Raw genomic sequence first — 19200 nt, 5'->3', positions numbered from 1 at the left:
GTAAATTTCAGGTTGAGCGGATGGCTCAGGCCGTTTTCATGACTCACTTCGGGTTACCTGCAGCAAACGGATGACTCGGTTATCGGCGTTCGCAATAGTAAACTGCAAACCGCCGAATTCAACCGTTTCGCCCCGTCTGGGCAGGTGGCCGAACTCCTTGAGTACCAGGCCGCCAATGGTATCGAACTCTTCTTCGTCCAGGCCGGTGCCAAAAAATTCATTGAAGTCGTCAACCGGAGTCACGGCTTTCACCGCAAAGGTGCCATCGCCCCGGGCCTTGATGTGCGTTTCTTCGTCGAAATCGTGTTCGTCTTCGATCTCGCCGACGATCTGCTCCAGCACATCCTCAATGGTAATCAGGCCTGCCGTACCGCCGTACTCATCCACCACGATGGCCATGTGGTTGCGGTTTTCCTTGAACTCCTTGAGCAGCTGGTTCAACCGCTTGCTCTCGGGCACAAAGGTGGGCGGGCGCAGGATTTCACGGATGCGGGACCAGTTGAGATCGTTATTCAGGGCCAGCGGCAGCAGATCCTTGGCCAGCAGAACACCCAGCACGTCGTCCGGGCTTTCACCAATCACCGGGAAACGGCTGTGGGCAGATGACATGATCTCGGGCAGGAATTCTTTCGGTTCCTGGGAGGCTTTCACTGTGATCATCTGTGAGCGGGGAATCATGATTTCATCCACCCGCATATCGATCACCTGCATGGCACCTTCGATGATGCTCATGGAATCGGTATCAATAATGCTCTGGGACTCGGCGTCCCGCAGAATTTCCAGCACGTCCTCAACGGACTCAGGCCCGCTGGAAAAGGCCTGTGATATACGCTCCAGCCAGGACTTGCTGCCCTGGCTGCGACTCGACTGATCGTCGCTCATGAGTCTGGTTCCGTTTCCTCTGCTTCGTAAGGGTTAGCAAATCCGAGCTGCGACAGCAGCCGAACCTCGAGGGCTTCCATGACCTCGGCTTCGTTATCTTCAATATGGTCGTAGCCCTGAAGGTGCAACATACCGTGCACCACCATATGAGCCCAGTGGGCTACAGGCTCTTTATGCTGTTCCTGCGCCTCTTTTTCAACAACCGGTGCGCAAATAACCAGATCTCCGGCCAATGGCATCGTTATACCCGCTGGCGCTTCAAATGGGAAGGACAAAACATTGGTGGGTTTGTCCTTGCCCCGGTACTGGTGGTTCAGCTCCCGGCTCTCGTCGTTATCGACAATACGGATGGTCACCTCGGACGGATCCTCGCCCAGCCAGGCCTTTTCGGCCCAGCTGTGGAACTGCGCTTCATCCGGCACACCCGCACCGTCAAAGGCCATCTGGAAGTCCACAGTCAGCTTGTTCATCGGCTGCCGGAACTCCCGTCATCAAAGGAATCGTAGGCTTCCACAATCCGCTGAACCAGCGGGTGGCGCACCACATCCTTGGCTTCAAAACGGGTAAAGCCGATGCCAGGCACCTTGCTCAACACGCCGGCGGCGTGAATCAGGCCGGAATTCTGGCCCCGGGGCAGGTCCACCTGGGTGGTATCACCGGTAATCACCGCCGTAGAGCCAAAACCGATCCGGGTCAGGAACATCTTCATCTGCTCCCGTGTGGTGTTCTGGCTCTCGTCCAGAATGATGAACGAGTTGTTCAGCGTGCGCCCGCGCATAAACGCCAGCGGCGCAATCTCGATCACGCTCTTCTCGATCAGACGGGTAACCTGGTCAAAGCCCAGCATTTCATAAAGCGCGTCGTACAGCGGCCTAAGGTACGGGTCCACCTTCTGGGCCAGGTCACCGGGCAAAAAGCCCAGTTTCTCACCGGCTTCCACCGCTGGCCGAACCAGCAGAATCCGCTTCACCTGCTCGTCTTTCAGTGCCTCAACCGCGCAGGCCACGGCCAGCCAGGTCTTACCCGTACCCGCCGGTCCGATGCCAAAGTTGATATCGTGGGTGCGTATGCTGTGCACATACTTCTGCTGATTCCGGCCCCGGGGCTTGGCGGTCAGTTTGGGGGTCTTGATGACGGTAATCTGGCCCTCATCATAAGGCACGTCATCCGGAAGCCGCTCAAGGCCGGTCTCGCGGATAAACAGGTGCACGGTATCCGGCGGAATGTCCTCACTGGCCTCGGTTTCCCGGTACAGGTGCCGGATGACCTCGGTAGCCGCCGCCACGTTTTCAGTGTGGCCTTCCACCCGGAAATGATGCCCGCGCCGGCCGACTTTCACCTGCAGGCGCTGTTCAATCATCTTCAGGTGTTCATCAAACTGCCCGCACAGAGTCGCCAGCCGACGCTGGTTCACCGGGTGCAGGTCAAATTGTCTGGTATCGTGAGTGTTCAATATTGCTCCGTTCTGGTTTTAACTCTGGCCCGGGTGGTTTAGGCCGGAGCATGCATTTCTTGAATTGGGCAGTATGGCCGATGCGTGGGTTCGCTTCCACAGGGACGCTCAAGACGTCCTGTTCGCTTAGCTTCGGCCATCCATGGCCTACGATACCCTGTGGAAGCGAACCCACGCACCGGCCTTTCTTGCTATGTGCAGGTTCGCTGATTAAAAATCAAGCTGGCTTGGCTGTTGCTTCATGATGAACGCACTACGGTGAGCGTTTTTGCATGCTGCACTGTTGATGGTCGGAGCTTGGGCGGGTAGGCCTTCCAAAAATGTGCGGAGCCATGGATGGCGGAGCAGAAGCGCCACAGGGATGTGCCGTAAGGAGCGGTTTTTGGAAGGCCTACCCGCCCAAGATCCCGCCCCCAAATAACAAGCACATAGGTGCCGAAGCCTAAAACAACTCAGAACTAACCGGCACACCACGAAGAGAGTTCGGGTAGGCCTCGACGATTTCTACGTCGATGAAGTGGCCAACCACCTCAGGATTCTCATGGCGGAAGTTCACAATGCGGTTGTTCTCGGTACGGCCCGCATACTCGCCCGGGTCTTTCTTGGACAGGCCAGTCACCAAAATCCGCTGAGTGGAACCCACCATCTTGCGGCTGATATCCATCACATTCTGGTTCAGTCGATCCTGCAGAATACTCAACCGCTGCTTCTTCACCTCCATCGGCGTCTCGTCCGGCAGGTCCGATGCCGGCGTACCCGGACGGGCGCTGTAGATGAAGCTGAAAGACATATCAAAGCCGATGTCGTTGATCAGCTTCATGGTGTCTTCGAAATCCTTATCGGTTTCACCCGGGAAGCCGATGATGAAATCCGAGGAGAAGCTGATGTCCGGGCGGATCTTGCGTAGACGGCGCAGCTTGGATTTGTACTCCAGCGCCGTGTGGCCACGCTTCATGGCTGCCAGAATGCGGTCGGAGCCGCTTTGTACCGGCAGGTGCAGGTGGCTGACCAGCTCCGGAACCCGCTCGTAGACGTCGATCAGTGACTCGCTGAACTCCACCGGGTGAGAGGTGGTGTAGCGGATGCGGTCGATGCCATCAATGGTGGCGATCACTTCGATCAGTTCCGCCAGGTCCATCTGGTCGCCGTCGTGGGTGTCGCCACGATAGGCGTTTACGTTCTGCCCCAGCAGGTTTACTTCGCGCACGCCCTGGGCAGCCAGGTGGGCCACCTCGGCAATCACGTCGTCTACCGGGCGGCTGACTTCTTCGCCACGGGTGTAGGGCACCACGCAGAAGGTGCAGTATTTGCTGCAGCCTTCCATGATAGAAACGAACGCAGAAGGGCCATCGGCACCAGGTTCCGGCAGGTTGTCGAACTTCTCGATTTCCGGGAAGCTGACGTCGACCACGCCTACGCCGTTACCCTTGGTGCGGACTTCGGTGATCATGTCCGGCAGGCGGTGGAGGGTTTGCGGGCCGAAGACCATGTCTACGTAAGGGGCCCGGTCGAGGATGGCCTGGCCTTCCTGGCTGGCAACGCAGCCGCCGACGCCGATGATCATATCGGGTTTTTTGCTTTTGAGACGTTTCCAGCGGCCGAGCTGGTGGAACACTTTTTCCTGGGCTTTTTCGCGAATGGAGCAGGTGTTCAGCAGCAGGATGTCGGCGTCATCCGGGTTGTCGGTCATTTCAACCGCTTCGCCGGTTTTGAGCAGGTCTGCCATGCGGGCAGAGTCGTACTCGTTCATTTGGCAGCCGTGGGTTTTGATGAACAGCTTCTTGGCCATGGGTCTCACGTAGTTTGGTGTGTGTTGCGCCGGGGTGGTGTGGGGCGCTGGCAAAAATTGACTGCGTATTATAACGGGGTGCCTAAACTTCAACCACCGTTGTCTCGGATTGTCTCTAGTTTTGCTGTGGTATCATTTCCAGCTTTCCGGCGTGGGTGCAAGAAGGCTTGTGGGATGGGGCTTCCAAAAAACGCTCCTTACGGCACATCCATGTGGCGCTTCTGTTCCGCCATCCATGGCTCCACAAATTTTTGGAAGCCCCATCCCACAAGCCTTCCCCGACGCTATTCCTGGATTCCGACAGACATTACGTTATGACCCCCGAACGCCTCGCCCGAATCAAACAAGTCCTGAACACCCGCCAACCCGACCTGCGGGTGCTGACAGATCAGGTGCATAAACCCAGAAACCTGTCCGCCATTATCCGCTCCTGCGACGCCTTTGGTGTGGCGAACATGCACGTGGTCTGGCCGAAGGAGGGTTTTCGGGCGTTTCGCAAAACAGCCGGCGGAAGCTTTCACTGGGTAACAACCCACACCCATCCCACCATGGACAACGCGGTGACTGAGCTGAAGGCGCAGGGGCATAAGTTGTATGCCGCGCAGTTGTCAGACCGGGCTGTGGATTTTCGGGAGGTGGATTTCACCGTGCCCTGCACGATTATCATGGGTAACGAGGTGGACGGGGTGAACCCGGTGACCGCCGAGCAGGCGGATGAGCATATCGTGATTCCGATGATGGGGATGGTGGAGTCGCTGAACGTGTCCTCAGCCTGTTCGATTATTCTCTCGGAGGCACAACGGCAGCGAAAGCTGGCGGGGATGTTTGACCAGCGGCGGATGCCGGATGACGAATACAACCGCCTGCTGTTCTGCTGGTGCCAGCCCACGGTGAAGCGCTACTGCGACGACCGCAACCTGCCGTATCCGCCCATCGACCACGAAACCGGTGAGTTAATCGACGGGGTAGGGTGGATGCAGGAAGTCAGAAAAATAAGGGCGAACCGCCCCCGGTGGGATGAGCAACCAGAAAATCTAAAAACAAACGAGACCTGACGGACGCCCGCATCATTGTCATGCCGGTGCGGGGTGGGTGAAGCTTTTTTCTGCCGGAAAAAGATGTCTGAGCGAAGCGAGTTGTTTTTCCAAAGAAAAAAGCTTCACCCACCCCGCGACCCGCCCCCAAAACCAGCAGGCTAGGAAAGCACAACTCAGTCCTCGCGAGCCTCCAGGTACCGCTGCAACTGCTCCCGCAAAGCCTTGGGCAGGCGGGTAATGGTCAGGGCGTCTTTGTCACGGTCGTAGTAAACGGCCTGGTTCACCAGGTCAGAAGAGAAAGACACGCTCATACCCCCGCCAGAGCCGGCGATGCGCACCAGCTTTTTGACCTTGCGGTGGTCCGGGTGCAGCACGCCGGTTTCGGGCATTTCTGCGTTCTTGCTTGCAAATTCCTTGAAGCGCTCAGGCTGGCTTTCGTCCAGGTAATTAGACAGCGCCTCGATGGCCACCGGCTCGCCTAGAGCATGCTGGTCTTTGCAAAACTCGTAGGCCTTGGCGCGGACTTCACCGGCTTTTTCCGGTTCGCTGGACTTGGCGAAGGCTTCCACCGCATCCAGGAACGTCATGGTTTCCTTTTCCACATCCACGCTGTTGGTGAACGCGCACAGGCGCAGGAACAGCTCGCCGGGGTCTCCGGTGCCGCGGGCGTGGACGACGGTCATGTAGTTGTCGCTGGTGTTTTCATTACGCCATTCGTCCAGCTCAATTCGCACGGCGAGGTTCAGGCGCGACAGGCTCAGCACGTCCGTGGCATCCAGTTTCTGGCTGCCGTCAAAACGCATGGCGCCGTCGGTTTCGAGGATGAACAGGTAAACCACTTCGGAATCGGCCAGGGCGTCGTGAACCACCATCAGGTGGCCATCAAACTCTTCCTGGCTGCCGTTGAGCAGTTCCTGCCACTGGCCGAACAGGCGGTCGGTCATGGCGGTGAAGGTTTGTTTGTCTTCCAGATAGTCTTTAAGCCAGGCGCTGAAGGGGCATTCGCCGATGTCGTCCGAGAAGCGGCCGTATTTCTTGCCGGGTTTGCTGTTGAACAGGCGCTTCATCTGTTTGTGCAGGGCTTCATAATCGCCACCGGGCTCCTGCAGGGCCTCGCCGGCAACAAGGCGGGCGGGCTGGCCCGGCTGGTACTGGCTGGCGAAGGCAGTGCGCAGGTGTTTGATGGCCATGTTATTCAGCTCCTGTGGTTAATCTTGGTGGGCGGGGATTTTGCCATGGTTCGGCGTGGGATTCATTGTAGCTTTCGAGTTGTGGGGGCGGGTCGCGGGGTGGTGGTATATTTTTCTTTGGAAAAACAACTCGCTTCGCTCAGACATCTTTTTCCGGCAGAAAAATAAACCACCACCCCACGACCGGCAGACCATTTGAGTGAAGTCGGCTTTTTCTGGAACTGCTGAGGATAAGGGGGTGTTTGCTGTCAGTAGTGATATCGGAGCTGGGCGATGAGTAGGGCGTCTTCGGTGACTTTGTAGACCATGCGGTCTTCTTCGTTAATCCGGCGTGACCAGTAACCGGCGAGGTTGTGCTTTAGTGGCTCCGGCTTGCCGATGCCTTCGAAGGGCTCCCGCATGGTCTCCTTGATAAGTTTGTTGATGCGACTAACGACCTTTTTGTCAGTTCTCTGCCAGTACAAATAGTCTTCCCAGGCGTGCTCGGAGAAGATGAGTTTCATTCAAGAAGGTCCTTTTCCTGACCGCCGCCTTGTTCCAGTTCAGCGACGGATTCCAAAAGACGGCGGGCGTTTTTGGGTGCCCGTAGCAGATAGGCGGTTTCCTGCAGTGCTTCGTAATCCTCCAGCGAAATCATCACCACAGACTGGGCCTTGCTCCGGGTAATAATCACCGGTGAGTGGTCTTCACAAACCTGCTCCATGGTTTTCGCCAGATTACTTCTTGCAACGGTATAGCTGATAGCGTCCATAAAATATGCCCTGTACAGAATGCTGTACTGTACAGGATACTGTGCAGGCCAAAAAGTGGCAACCACCAACAAACAGTTGGATTACAGAACCCCCTAAAAATCTCTGCCGGCGTCGGGGTGGGGGATGGTTTTCTGCCGGAAAAAGATGTCTGAGCGAAGCGAGTTGTTTTTCCAAAGAAAACCATCCCCCACCCCGGCAGCCCGCCCGCCAAGGATGGGGAATCAAGAGCTTAAACCCGCTGACTCCGAGCCAGGTCCTGCAAGAGCCCGGCAACCGCAGCTGGAATATCGGTCTCCGAATCAGCAGAAACGCTGGCATTGGCAATGTCAGTGCCCAGGTTCACCGCCACAGCCACCAGACCATGGGCGGTCAGCAGCTGGGCCACGCGCCGGCGCTCGTCGGCGTCGCCGGTGTTTTCTTCGGACACCACCACCGCCGTCTTGCCCTGGTCAAACAAAGCCCGCTCCACGGCCAGGGCCAGTTGCGGGGCCTGTTTGCCGGTGCAGGCGATGATGGCCGGTTTCTGGGCCAGGCGTCGTTCGCGTTCCTCGGCGGTGACCGGATCCAGCGATTCCAGGCCATCGGCCAGGCCCGCGATCATGCCAGCGCCGATAGTCACGTTGGTCAGGCGGTCGATGACGATGAAGCTGCCGGTGGCGTGGTTGCGCTGGTAGGCGTCGAACGCGATGGGCTGGTTCAGGGTCAGTTCGCACAGGCCGATTTCGTTGAGCTGGAGCTGGCTTGGGTTCGGGTTCTGCTCCAGGGTGTTTACATCGGTCTGGTGATGAATCTTTTTCACCGTGCCGGAGGTAAACGTGGGCCCCAGCTTGATGTCGTAGAGGCGGCCGGTTTCCAGAGGCGCGTCCATCATCCAGACAATATTGGCGTTAAAGCGGTTGTGAACTTCCGGCTCGTCGTCCGCTTTCACCAGCATGTCGCCACGGCTGATGTCGATTTCGTCTTCCAGGGTCAGGGTCACGGCCTGGTCGATATAGGCTTCGCTCAGGTTGCCGTCGAAGGTGACGATTTCCTTGACCTTGCTGGTGCGCCGCGAGGGCAGGGCCATCACGGTTTCGCCCGGGCGGATCACGCCGGAGGCGATGGTGCCGCAAAAACCCCGGAAGTTGAGGTTGGGGCGGGTGACGTACTGTACCGGAAAGCGGAAGTGTTCCAGGTTCTTGTCCCGGGAGACCTCCACGGTTTCGAGGATTTCCATCAATGGCTGGCCGGTGAACCAGGGGGTGTTCTCGCTCTTGTTCACCACGTTGTCGCCGTCCAGGGCGGAAATCGGCACGAAGCGGATGTCCTTCAGGCCCAGCTTGGTGGCAAAGGCCAGGTACTCGTCGCGGATTTCGTTGAAGCGCTGTTCGCTGAACGCCACCAGATCCATCTTGTTCACCGCCACCACAATGTGGCGAATGCCCAGAAGTGAAGCGATGAACGAGTGCCGGCGGGTCTGGGTCATCACGCCGTGGCGGGCGTCGATCATCAGGATCGCCAGTTGCGCGGTGGAGGCGCCGGTGGCCATGTTGCGGGTGTATTGCTCGTGGCCCGGGGTGTCGGCAATGATGAACTTGCGCTTGTCAGTGCTGAAGTAGCGGTAGGCCACATCAATGGTGATGCCCTGTTCACGCTCCGCCTGCAGGCCGTCGACCAGCAGGGCCAGGTCCAGTTTTTCACCGGTGGTGCCCATCTTGGCGCTGTCGGTTTTCAGGCTGGCCATGTGATCTTCATAGATCATCTTGGTGTCGTGCAGCAGGCGGCCGATCAGGGTGCTTTTGCCATCATCCACGCTGCCGCAGGTGAGCAGGCGCAGCAGCTCTTTGTTCTCGTGCTGTTTCAGGTACGCCAGAATATCGTCGGCGATCAGTTCAGACTGGTGTGACATCTCAGAAGTACCCTTCCCGCTTTTTCTGTTCCATGGAGCCGGCGGAATCGTGGTCGATTACCCGGCCTTGCCGTTCGGAGCTGGTGGCCAGCAGCATTTCCTGGATAATTTCCGGCAGCGTGTTGGCCGCGGATTCAATGGCGCCGGTCAGGGGGTAGCAGCCCAGGGTCCGGAACCGCACCGACTTGAGCATCGGCTTTTCGCCTTCTTTCAGTGGCATGCGGTCGTCGTCCACCATAATCAGGGTGCCGTCGCGCTCCACCACCGGGCGCTCGGCGGCGAAATACAGGGGCACTATGTCGATGTTTTCCAGGTAGATGTATTGCCAGATATCCAGCTCGGTCCAGTTCGACAGCGGGAACACGCGAATGCTTTCTCCCTTGTTGACCTTGCCGTTGTAGATATTCCAAAGCTCCGGGCGCTGGTTCTTCGGATCCCAGCGGTGGTGTTCATCCCGAAACGAATACACCCGCTCCTTGGCCCGGGATTTCTCTTCATCCCGGCGCGCGCCACCGAAGGCGGCATCAAACTTGTACTTGTTCAGAGCCTGTTTCAGGGCCTGGGTTTTCATCATGTCGGTGTGCTTGGCGCTGCCGTGGGTGAAGGGACCTATGCCCTGCTTCACGCCTTCTTCGTTGGTGTGCACGATCAGATCCAGCCCGTAACGGCTCACCTGCTTGTCACGGAATTCGATCATCTCCCGGAATTTCCAGGTGGTGTCTACGTGCATCAGGGGAAAGGGGGGCTTGCCCGGATAGAAGGCTTTGAGCGCCAGGTGCAGCATCACGGCGGAATCCTTGCCGATGGAATACAGCATAACCGGGTTGTCGAACTCGGCCGCTACTTCCCGGATGATGTGGATGCTTTCTGCTTCCAGCTGCTTGAGATGGGTGAGGTTGTATGTGGTCATGGTTTTCCGTTGCCGCAAAGGCCAGTAAGGGCTTTAACTCAGAAAACCGACTATATCAGAGGGCAATATGGAATAAGAAGATGGACAACAAGAACTTCGGGTTCTAAAAATATAGCGACTCGCGGGCAGTCCGGCGGGTATGCCGGTCAGCTTCCTGCCAGCAGCTTGGCCACGTAACGGTCTACATAATCAAAGCCGTTGCCTTCAAATTCGCAGAAACGGATGCCCAGGTGAAACTCGTCCCTGGCAACGCGGCGCATGTGCACGATATTGCCTTCGGCTACCACGGCAACCGGTTGGGTGGGTAATACCGGCACGCTGAAACGGGTGGTTACTTCCAGCGACTGGCCGGGAGCCGGCGGGACAAGGCCGGGCAGCAGTTTCCGGGCAGTGTCCTGTGAGCAGGAAATCATCACGCCGGAGCGGGAAAGGTTGGCAATTTTGCCGTCAAGGCGGCTGCCATCCGCTCGTTCAATCAAAATGTCGGCAGACACTTCCACCCGTTGCTGGTTGCGCAGGTTGTGCCTTGCAGCGATGGGCTTGACCCGAACCCTTCTGGCGAATGCAGTTTCCAGATGTGTTGCCTTTCCCATAGATGGCTTCCGAACAGGTGTTTGATTGCTGAGAGAGTGTAGTTGTTCAAATTATGACCAGCAAGGGTATTGAAGCATATTCTTGCAAATTTATGAATTAAATCTGAACCACGGTTCACAGAATGGCCTGCGGTGATCCGTATTATCCACCCACGACCGGTAGCCGGATAGTGCTGCAGTTGCAATTCTGCTGAGGTAAAATCGCCGCCTACATTCATCAGGAGCTTTGCTCCGGGATTCCTGCAGAACCGTTATGACCGAGAAAACAGAAAACACCGCCAAGGGCGGAAAAGTCGGCTTTATCAGCCTGGGTTGCCCGAAGGCACTGGTTGATTCCGAGCGCATTCTTACCCAGCTGCGCCTGGACGGGTACGACGTAGTGCCAACCTACAACGACGCCGACATCGTGGTGGTAAACACCTGCGGCTTTATCGATGCCGCCAAGCAGGAATCCCTGGACGCCATCGGCGAGGCCATCAGCGAGAACGGCAAGGTCATCGTAACCGGCTGCATGGGCGTGGAAGCAGACAAAATCCGCGAAACCCACCCCGGCGTGCTGGCAGTGTCCGGCCCCCAAGCCTACGAAGAAGTGGTGGGCGCGGTGCACCAGTTTGTGCCGCCGAACAAAGACCACGATCCGTTTATGGACCTGGTGCCACCCCAGGGTATCAAACTGACCCCGCGCCACTATGCTTACCTGAAGATTTCCGAAGGCTGCAACCACAGCTGCACCTTCTGCATCATCCCGGACATGCGCGGCAAACTGGTCAGCCGTCCCATTGGTGATGTCATGGACGAAGCCAAGCGCCTGGTGGATGCCGGCGTGAAGGAACTGCTGGTGATTTCCCAGGACACCTCCGCCTACGGTGTGGATATCAAATACCGCACCGGCTTCTGGCAGGGCCGGCCGCTGAAGACAAAAATGCAGTCGTTGTGTGAAGCCCTGGGTGACATGGGCGTTTGGGTTCGCCTGCACTACGTATATCCGTACCCCCATGTGGACGACATTATTCCGCTGATGGCGGAAGGCAAGATCCTGCCGTACCTGGATATCCCGTTCCAGCACGCCAGCCCGAAAGTGCTCAAGGCCATGAAACGCCCGGCCCACGACAGCAAAACCCTGGAGCGCATCAAGAAGTGGCGGGAGATCTGCCCGGAACTGACGATTCGTTCCACCTTCATTGTCGGCTTCCCCGGCGAAACCGAAGAAGACTTCCAGTACCTGCTCGACTGGCTCGACGAAGCCCAGCTCGACCGCGTGGGCGCCTTTACCTACAGCCCGGTAGAGGGCGCGAAAGCCAACGAGCTGGAAGGTGCCGTGCCGGAAGAAGTGAAGGAAGAGCGCCTGGCCCGTTTTATGGCCAAACAGGCAGAAATCTCAGCCGCCCGCCTGCAGGCGAAGATCGGCAAGACCATTGATGTGCTGATTGACGAAGTAGACGAAGAAGGCGCCATCGGCCGCTCCAAGGCCGACGCCCCTGAAATCGACGGCATGGTCTACCTCAATGGCGAGACCGAGCTGCAGCCAGGCCAGATTGTCCGGGCCGTAGTGGAGCACGCCGATGAGCACGACCTCTGGGCCGTACTGGCCTGATCGGAATAAGGGGCGGGGTCTTGGCGTGTGAGGCCAAGGTCTGAAAGGGTGGGGTGGGGATGCCTTCCCGCAGGAAAAAAAGATGTCTGAGCGAAGCGAGTTCTTTTTTCCCGGAGGGAAGGTATCCCCACCCCGCCCAAACCCCACACAAAGACGTCAGGCCTCAGCAACCCGAGCAATTGTCTCCGCATAATAGTCATCGAAATTCTTGAACTCGATGCTATCCCGCCCGCAGCAACGAATGTTGCCGGACTTGATATCGTACACCCAGCCGTGAATCTCGATCTTTCCGGTAGCCAGCTTGGCCGCCACCACAGGGTGCGTGCGCAGGTGCTGAACCTGCTGCAGCACATTTTCCTCAATGGCTTCGTTCAGGTATTTCGGATCCAGCGGCGTGTCACCGTCAATGCCATGGCGTTCACGAACGATTTCCATGGCGGAACGGCAATGGCCCAGCCATTCCTTTACGTGCGGCAGGCCCTTAAGGGCCGGGATATCCAGTGCACCTTTGATTGCACCGCAGTCGGTGTGGCCGCAGACGATGATGTGTCGCACGCCGAGCACCGCCACAGCATATTCGATGGAAGCGGTCATGCCTCCGGTCTCGTTGCTGTGGGGCGGGATCACGTTGCCGGCATTACGGCAGATGAACAGGTCACCGGGGTTGGAGCCGGTCACCATGTTCGGGTCGATGCGTGAATCGGAACAGGTGAAGAACAGAACATCCGGGTTCTGACTGTCGGCCAGGGCGCCAAACAGGTCTTTGTGCTCCGGGTAAACGTTCTTGCGAAAATCCAGTACGCCGCGAACAATGTGGTCCATAGTGTTTCCTCCTGCCGGTCAGGCAATCTCGATCAATACTTCGCCCGGAGTAACCCGGTCGCCCTTGGTGACGTAAACCGCCTGCACGGTGCCGTCCACGCTGGTGTGAATTTCGGTTTCCATTTTCATGGCTTCGGTGATCATCATCGCCTGGCCAGCGGCGACAGTATCGCCTTCCTTGACCAGTACATCCACCACATTGCCGGGCATGGTGGTGGTGACATGGCCCGGATCCGTGGCCTGCTTGCGGCCGCTGCCGCCGGCTGCTGCCTCGTATTCATTCAGGGACTCGAACACCACTTCCTGGGGCATGCCGTCCAGCGACAGGTACAGCTTGCGCTTGCCGGGGCCGGATGCGCCCACGCCGGTAACGGCGACTTCGTAGGTTTCCCCGTGCACGTCAATGCGGAATTCGGTGGCCACAGAAGTGCCCATTCGGTCACGGCCCTTGTGCTCGGCCGGCAGCAGTTCTTCCGGCTTGAGGGTGCCGTCTTTGCGCTGCTGCAGGAACTCCCGGCCGAGGTCCGGGAACATGGCGTATGTGAGCACATCCTCCTCGCAGGTGGCCAGACTACCAATGTCTTCTCGCAATTTGTTCAGCTCGGGGCTCAGCAGGTCTGCCGGCCGGCCTTCGTTTACGCTTTCGTTGCCGATGGCTTTTTTCTGGATATTCGCATTCACCTCAGCTGGCGGGTGGCCGTAGCCGCCCTGCAGATAGCGTTTCACCTCGTTGGTGATGGTCTTGTAGCGCTGCCCAGCCAGAACGTTGTACACCGCCTGGGTGCCGACAATCTGGGACGTGGGTGTTACCAGAGGAGGGTAGCCCAGGTCCGCCCGCACCCGGGGAATCTCGCTGAACACATCCCGGATCTTGTCCAGTGCATTCTGCTCCTTCAGTTGGTTGGCCAGGTTGGACATCATGCCGCCCGGCACCTGGTTGATCTGTACTGACACGTCTTCCCGGGTGAATTCGCTTTCGAACTGATGGTACTTCTTGCGCACTTCCCGGAAGTAATCGGCAATTTCGCTCAGCAGTTCCAGGTCCAGCCCGGTGTCGTAGTCGGTGCCTTTCAGGGCGGCCACCTGGGATTCGGTGGCCGGATGGCTGGTGCCGTTGGCAAAGGAAGAAATGGCGGTATCAATCCGGTCGGCACCGGCTTCGATGGCTTTCAACTGGCACATGGCCGCCAGGCCTGCGGTGGCATGGCTGTGAATCACCAGTGGCAGGTCGACGGCGGATTTGATGGCTTTCACCAGCTCAAAGGTGGCGTAGGGGGTGAGCAGGCCGGCCATATCCTTGATGGCGATGGAATCCGCGCCCATGTCTTTCAGTTGCAGGGCCTGTTCGACAAACAGCTCAGGAGTGTGCACCGGGCTGGTGGTGTAGCAAATGGTGCCCTGGGCATGCTTGCCGGCTTTTTTCACCGCTTTCATGGCGGTTTCCAGGTTGCGCAGATCGTTCAGGGCGTCGAACACCCGGAACACATCAATACCGTTGTCGGCGGCTTTCTGCACAAAGGCTTCCACCACGTCATCGGCGTAATGCCGGTAACCCAGCAGGTTCTGGCCCCGCAGCAGCATCTGCAGGCGGGTGTTGGGCAGGGCCTGGCGTAGCTGGCGCAGGCGCTCCCACGGGTCTTCCTTCAGAAAACGCACGCAGGCATCAAAGGTGGCGCCGCCCCAGACTTCCAGCGACCAGTAGCCCACCTGGTCGAGCTTGTCGCAGATCGGTAGCATGTCTTCGGTGCGCATGCGGGTAGCGATCAGGGACTGGTGCGCGTCACGAAGGATAACGTCGGATACTTCAATTCGTTTGGCAATTTTCTTGGCGTTACTCATGTTCAATCCTCCTGCGGATTACCAGCCGGCGTGGGCTGCGATCGTGGCGGCAATGGCCAGGGCAATTTCACTGGGATGGCGTTTGGCGGAATAGTTCAGCAGCTCCGGGTGGCTCGGCACAAAGCTGGTATCGAACACCCCGGCCCGGAAATCCGGATGGTCCAGGATCTGCTGGTAATAGTTGGCGGTGGTGGTAATGCCGTGCAGGCGCATGTCATCCAGCGCCCGCTTGCCCCGGGCAATGACCTCGTCCCAGGTCAGGGCCCAGACCACCAGCTTCAGGCACATGGAGTCGTAGTAGGGCGGAATTTCATAGCCGGTATAGATGGCCGTATCCACCCGCACGCCGGGGCCGCCCGGTGCGTAATAATGGGTAATGCGGCCGAAGCTGGGCAGGAAGTCATTCTTCGGGTCTTCCGCATTGATCCGGAACTGCAGGGCGTAACCCCGGTAGGAAATGTCCTCCTGCCGGTAGCTCAGAGGTTCGCCGGCGGCGATGCGCAGCTGCTCCCGGACAATATCCACCCCGGTGATGGCTTCAGTAATGGTGTGCTCCACCTGCACCCGGGTGTTCATCTCCATGAAGTAGACTTCGTTGCCGGTGAGCAGGAACTCCACCGTACCGGCATTCTCGTAACCCACCGCTTTCGCCGCCTTTACCGCCAGGCCGCCGATGTACTGGCGCTGTTCCGGGGTAAGCTGAGGGCTGGGGGCGATCTCGATCAGCTTCTGGTTGCGGCGCTGGATGGAGCAGTCCCGCTCGAACAAGTGAATCGCATTGCCGTGGCTGTCAGCCAGCACCTGCACCTCGATATGGCGCGGGTTCACAATGCATTTTTCCATGAACACCTCGGCCGAACCGAAAGCCTTGGTCGCCTCGGAAATTACCCGCGGGTACTGGGTTTTCAGCTCTTCCGGGGAATCACACCGGCGAATGCCCCGGCCGCCACCACCGGAGGTGGCTTTCAGCATTACCGGGTAGCCGATCTCGTTAGCCAGCTTCAGCGCGTGATCCAGGTCTGCCAGGTTGCCTTCGGAACCCGGGGTAATGGGCACACCGGCCGCCCGCATACTGTCCCGGGCCTGGGTTTTGTCGCCCATCTTGTGGATAACGTCCGACCTGGGGCCGATAAAGGTAACTCCGTGCTGCTCGCACAGCTGGGCAAAGCGGGCATTCTCCGACAGAAAGCCGTAGCCGGGATGGATGGCGTCGCAGCCGGTCTCCAGCGCCAGGTTCACAATCCGCGCCGGGTCCAGATAGCCGGCCAGCGGGTCTTCTCCCAGTGAATAGGCTTCGTCGGCGCGCTTCACGTGCAGGCCGTAGCGATCCGGCTCGGTATAAATCGCCACCGAGCGGATGCCCATCTCGGCGCAGGCGCGGACAATACGCACCGCAATCTCGCCACGGTTGGCGATCAGAACTTTTTTAAGCGTGGGCTTCAACATGGGCGATTCCTCGTCTCGTCGTCCCGAATGAAGGTGGGAAAAGAGTAACGGGGATGACGGATCACGAAAAATTGATATTATTTCGCTTATGTATAACTAATATCTTATGAACAGACTGACCCAGGAACGCCCATGCCCCTGAGTATCCAGAAACTCGCCAACCGCCTGACCTTCCGGCAGCTGCAGGTATTCAAGGCGGTCTACGACCTGAAAAGCTACAGCAAAGCCGGCGACCTGCTGGGCCTGACCCAGCCCGCCGTCAGCAGCCAGGTACGCCACCTGGAGCAGGCCCTGGGCATGCCCATGTTCGAATACGTGGGTCGAAAACTGTATTGCACCGCGGCAGGCGAAGAAATGGCCGCCTGCGTGCGCTCCGTGTTCCAGGAACTGGCCGACATGCAGAACCGCCTGGCGGCATTGGAGGGCAGGGTAGCGGGAGATCTGAAACTGGTGGCCGTCAGCACCGCGCAATACGTGGTGCCCTACCTGCTGCGCTCATTCCTGCAACTGAACCCTCAGGTCAACGTCTCGGTGGCCGTGGTCAACCGCGCCACGGCCTTGCAACGCCTGAACGACAACAGCGACGACCTGGTGATCATGGGCATGGTGCCCCCGGACCGGCCGCTGACCTCGCTGCCGTTTCTCGACAACGAACTCATACCCATCGTCCCGGCCGGCCATCCGCTGCTGGAGCAGGAGGTTGTAGCACCTCAGGACTTCCTGAACAGCCAACTATTAACCCGGGAAACCGGCTCCGGCAGCCGTCTGGCGCTGGAGGTCTATTGCCAGCAACACCGCCTGAAGATGGAGCCAACCATCGAACTGGGTTCCAACGATGCTGTGAAGCACGCAGTCCTGGCCGGTCTGGGTGTGGCGGTGGTGCCGAAGCTCAGCGTGCTTTCAGAGCTGGCCCTGGGTTCCCTGCAGGCCCTAAACATCACCGGCTTCCCCCTGCGCCGCAGCTGGTGCGTGGTCTACCCCCAGGCCCGGCACCCGACGCCGGCCATGCAGGCGTTCATAGACTACATCCAGCAAAACATCGCCCAGTTTGAACGGCTGTTTCGGCGTTTGGGATCTTAGTTTCGGCCCTAGCCTGTCGATTTCGGTGGTGGGCCTTGGCGGGAGGTGCCTCCCAAAAACCGCTCCTTACGGCACATCCCTGTGGCGCTTCTGCTCCGCCATCCATGGCTCCGCAAATTTTTGGGAGGCACCTCCCGCCAAGGCCTTCAGGCACGCGGAGTAATAGTCTGAAGAGCGTTGAGAAATAGAAGTGTCAGGCTGTTTGGCAGAATGTGGTGGAGGTTCAGCCGAAAAAAGTAAGTACCATGGACGTGGGGTCTTTACAGACTATGCCCCGATAGTTTGAACGGGCGGGTTTGGGGCCCCTTCCCAAAAATGTCGGAGGCCATGGATGGCCGGAGAGAAGCGCACATGGATGTGCTCGTAGCGGTTTTTGGGAAGGGGCCCCAAACCCGACCCTCCTCATATCTAACAGGCTAGGGCCGGAGTCAGACCCTCGGCACCTAGCCAGAACCATCAACCGCCAAGCTTGCGAACAAGAATCTCGTTGAACAGCTTGGGGTTGCCCTGGCCCTTGGAGGCCTTCATCAGAGGGCCCATGAAGCCGCCGAGCATCTTCTTGCGCTTCTTGGGGTCTTCCTCGCCCTGATACTGGGCCACCTGATCCGGCATGCCGGCCAGCACCTCGTCCACCATGGATTCCAGGGCGCCGGTGTCAGACACCTGCTTCAGGCCCTTGGCCTCGATGATGGCGTCTACATCGTCGTTCTCGCCCGCCCACAGCGCCTCGAACACCTTCTTGGCGCCGGCAGAGGACAGGGTGTTGTCGGCGATGCGGGTCACCATGGCGCCCAGTTGTGCGCCGGTAATCGGGGCTTCGGCTACGGATTTTTCTTCTGCATTCAGGCGTGCGGAGAACTCGCCCTGAATCCAGTTGGAGGCCAGCTTGGCGTCTTTGCCGTGTTCAGCGGTTTCTTCGAAGAACGCGGCCAGCTTGGCGTCGGCAGACAGGATGCCGGCGTCGTAGTCGTTCAGGCCGTACTGCTCCTTGAAGCGGGCCTTGCGGGCGTCCGGCAGTTCCGGCAGGCGAGAGCGGGCGTCTTCGATGAAGGCATCGTCGATTTCCACTGGTAACAGGTCAGGGCAAGGGAAGTAGCGGTAGTCGTTCGCTTCTTCCTTGGTGCGCATGGAGCGGGACTCGTCGCGGTCGCCGTTGTACAGGCGGGTTTCCTGGGTGATGCTGCCGCCGTCTTCCAGGATATCCATCTGCCGCTCCACTTCGTGGGCGATGGCCTGTTCCATGAACCGGAAGGAGTTCAGGTTCTTGGTTTCGGTGCGGGTGCCCAGAGTGTCGGAGCCTTTCGGTTTCAGGGAAATGTTGACGTCAAAGCGCATGGAGCCCTGGGACATATCACCATCGCAGATGCCCAGGGAGGTCACGATGCTGTGCAGCTTCTTGGCGAAGGCCACCGCTTCCTCGGCGTTAGTCATGTCCGGCTCGGTCACCACCTCGATCAGCGGAGTACCGGCGCGGTTCAGGTCGATGCCGGTCATGCCATGATAGTCCTCGTGCAGAGACTTACCGGCGTCTTCTTCCAGGTGGGCGTGGTGAATGCGTACGCGCTTGGTGCTGCCGTCAGCCAGGTCGATGTCCACGTAGCCGGGGCCGACAATGGGCTGCGCCAGCTGGGTGGTCTGGTAGCCCTTGGGCAGGTCCGGGTAAAAGTAGTTCTTGCGCTCGAAGACCGAGCGGCGGCCGATTTCTGCATTGGTGGCCAGGCCGAACATCACCGCGTAGCGAAATGCCTGCTCGTTGGGCACCGGCAGGGTGCCGGGCATGGCCAGGTCAACGGCGTTGGCCTGGGTGTTGGGCTCGGCACCGAAAGCGGTGCTGGAGCCAGAGAAAATCTTGGTCTGGGTGGCGAGCTGAACGTGAATTTCCAGCCCGATCACGATATCCCACTGCATGTGTTCGTCTCCTAGTC

The 19200-nt window shown here is 58.7% G+C and carries 17 protein-coding genes; 3 read left to right on the top strand and 14 right to left on the bottom strand.

The genetic code is table 11. From position 1 onward, the window contains the following. Positions 1 to 36: 36 nt before the first annotated feature. From AQ621_RS09940 to miaB, 4 genes are all read right to left on the bottom strand, one after another. Positions 37 to 882: an HlyC/CorC family transporter gene (locus AQ621_RS09940; protein ID WP_022989709.1), complete on the bottom strand. Its 846-nt coding sequence runs from the start codon at positions 880 to 882 to the stop codon at positions 37 to 39. Beyond that, positions 879 to 1352 carry an rRNA maturation RNase YbeY gene (gene ybeY, locus AQ621_RS09935; RefSeq protein ID WP_058341324.1) on the bottom strand — a complete coding sequence of 158 codons (474 nt, stop codon included), beginning with the start codon at positions 1350 to 1352 and terminating at the stop codon, positions 879 to 881. Before ybeY ends, AQ621_RS09940 begins: the two co-directional genes overlap by 4 nt. After that, on the bottom strand, positions 1349 to 2335 hold the full coding sequence (locus AQ621_RS09930; RefSeq protein WP_022989707.1) for a PhoH family protein: 987 nt from the start codon (positions 2333 to 2335) through the stop codon (positions 1349 to 1351). The genes ybeY and AQ621_RS09930 overlap by 4 nt, the downstream gene beginning before the upstream one ends. A 442-nt stretch (positions 2336 to 2777) precedes the next feature. Next, positions 2778 to 4124, bottom strand: coding sequence for a tRNA (N6-isopentenyl adenosine(37)-C2)-methylthiotransferase MiaB (gene miaB, locus AQ621_RS09925; protein WP_058341323.1), 1347 nt, complete (start codon positions 4122 to 4124; stop codon positions 2778 to 2780). A 314-nt stretch (positions 4125 to 4438) separates the two neighbouring features. Here miaB and trmH point away from each other — a divergent pair, with 314 nt between their 5' ends. After that, entirely contained in the window at positions 4439 to 5179 is a 741-nt protein-coding gene (gene trmH / locus AQ621_RS09920) for a tRNA (guanosine(18)-2'-O)-methyltransferase TrmH (RefSeq protein WP_058341322.1), read from the top strand. A 155-nt stretch (positions 5180 to 5334) separates the two neighbouring features. On the opposite strand, the gene AQ621_RS09915 is transcribed toward trmH, so the two are convergent. The 6 genes from AQ621_RS09915 to AQ621_RS17320 all read right to left on the bottom strand — a co-directional run bounded on the left by AQ621_RS09915 (position 5335) and on the right by AQ621_RS17320 (position 10494). Further along, positions 5335 to 6351 (bottom strand): nucleoid-associated protein, encoded by a 1017-nt coding sequence (locus AQ621_RS09915; protein WP_058341321.1) that lies wholly within the window; start codon positions 6349 to 6351, stop codon positions 5335 to 5337. 248 nt (positions 6352 to 6599) lie between these two features. Next, the gene (locus AQ621_RS09910; RefSeq protein ID WP_058341320.1) at positions 6600 to 6854 is read right to left on the bottom strand and encodes a Txe/YoeB family addiction module toxin; all 255 of its coding nucleotides are present in this window, start codon (positions 6852 to 6854) and stop codon (positions 6600 to 6602) included. Continuing rightward, positions 6851 to 7102: a type II toxin-antitoxin system Phd/YefM family antitoxin gene (locus tag AQ621_RS09905; protein WP_022989702.1), complete on the bottom strand. Its 252-nt coding sequence runs from the start codon at positions 7100 to 7102 to the stop codon at positions 6851 to 6853. The genes AQ621_RS09910 and AQ621_RS09905 overlap by 4 nt, the downstream gene beginning before the upstream one ends. 230 nt (positions 7103 to 7332) lie before the next feature. Next, a complete protein-coding gene (gene cysN / locus AQ621_RS09900; protein WP_058341319.1) occupies positions 7333 to 8991 on the bottom strand; it encodes a sulfate adenylyltransferase subunit CysN in 1659 nt (552 codons plus the stop codon). A 1-nt stretch (position 8992) separates the two neighbouring features. Continuing rightward, a complete protein-coding gene (cysD, locus tag AQ621_RS09895; protein ID WP_058341318.1) occupies positions 8993 to 9901 on the bottom strand; it encodes a sulfate adenylyltransferase subunit CysD in 909 nt (302 codons plus the stop codon). A gap of 146 nt (positions 9902 to 10047) precedes the next feature. Continuing rightward, the gene (locus AQ621_RS17320) at positions 10048 to 10494 is read right to left on the bottom strand and encodes a PilZ domain-containing protein (protein WP_082641023.1); all 447 of its coding nucleotides are present in this window, start codon (positions 10492 to 10494) and stop codon (positions 10048 to 10050) included. A gap of 253 nt (positions 10495 to 10747) precedes the next feature. Here AQ621_RS17320 and rimO point away from each other — a divergent pair, with 253 nt between their 5' ends. Beyond that, positions 10748 to 12088: a 30S ribosomal protein S12 methylthiotransferase RimO gene (gene rimO, locus AQ621_RS09885; protein ID WP_058341317.1), complete on the top strand. Its 1341-nt coding sequence runs from the start codon at positions 10748 to 10750 to the stop codon at positions 12086 to 12088. Between the two features lie 156 nt (positions 12089 to 12244). Here rimO and AQ621_RS09880 read toward each other — a convergent pair whose 3' ends face one another. From AQ621_RS09880 to AQ621_RS09870, 3 genes are read right to left on the bottom strand one after another with little or no spacing between them, the layout of a single operon-like run. Next, positions 12245 to 12910, bottom strand: a complete 666-nt coding sequence (locus tag AQ621_RS09880; protein ID WP_058341316.1) for a carbonic anhydrase — start codon at positions 12908 to 12910, stop codon at positions 12245 to 12247. 18 nt (positions 12911 to 12928) lie between these two features. Then, on the bottom strand, positions 12929 to 14731 hold the full coding sequence (oadA, locus tag AQ621_RS09875; protein WP_227508303.1) for a sodium-extruding oxaloacetate decarboxylase subunit alpha: 1803 nt from the start codon (positions 14729 to 14731) through the stop codon (positions 12929 to 12931). A gap of 36 nt (positions 14732 to 14767) precedes the next feature. Next, positions 14768 to 16195, bottom strand: a complete 1428-nt coding sequence (locus AQ621_RS09870) for an acetyl-CoA carboxylase biotin carboxylase subunit (protein WP_058341314.1) — start codon at positions 16193 to 16195, stop codon at positions 14768 to 14770. A 132-nt stretch (positions 16196 to 16327) separates the two neighbouring features. On the opposite strand from AQ621_RS09870, the gene AQ621_RS09865 reads away from it, so the two are divergent. Further along, entirely contained in the window at positions 16328 to 17275 is a 948-nt protein-coding gene (locus tag AQ621_RS09865; RefSeq protein WP_058341313.1) for a LysR family transcriptional regulator, read from the top strand. Positions 17276 to 17731: 456 nt separating this feature from the next. On the opposite strand, the gene gatB is transcribed toward AQ621_RS09865, so the two are convergent. Beyond that, a complete protein-coding gene (gene gatB / locus AQ621_RS09860) occupies positions 17732 to 19183 on the bottom strand; it encodes an Asp-tRNA(Asn)/Glu-tRNA(Gln) amidotransferase subunit GatB (RefSeq protein WP_058341312.1) in 1452 nt (483 codons plus the stop codon). Between the last annotated feature and the right edge of the window lie 17 nt (positions 19184 to 19200).

It is taken from the genome of Marinobacter sp. P4B1 (genome assembly GCF_001447135.1).
Classification (GTDB): domain Bacteria; phylum Pseudomonadota; class Gammaproteobacteria; order Pseudomonadales; family Oleiphilaceae; genus Marinobacter; species Marinobacter vinifirmus.
The sequence above is the reverse complement of the archived record's forward strand: the minus strand, read 5'-3'. Positions and strand labels throughout refer to the sequence as shown.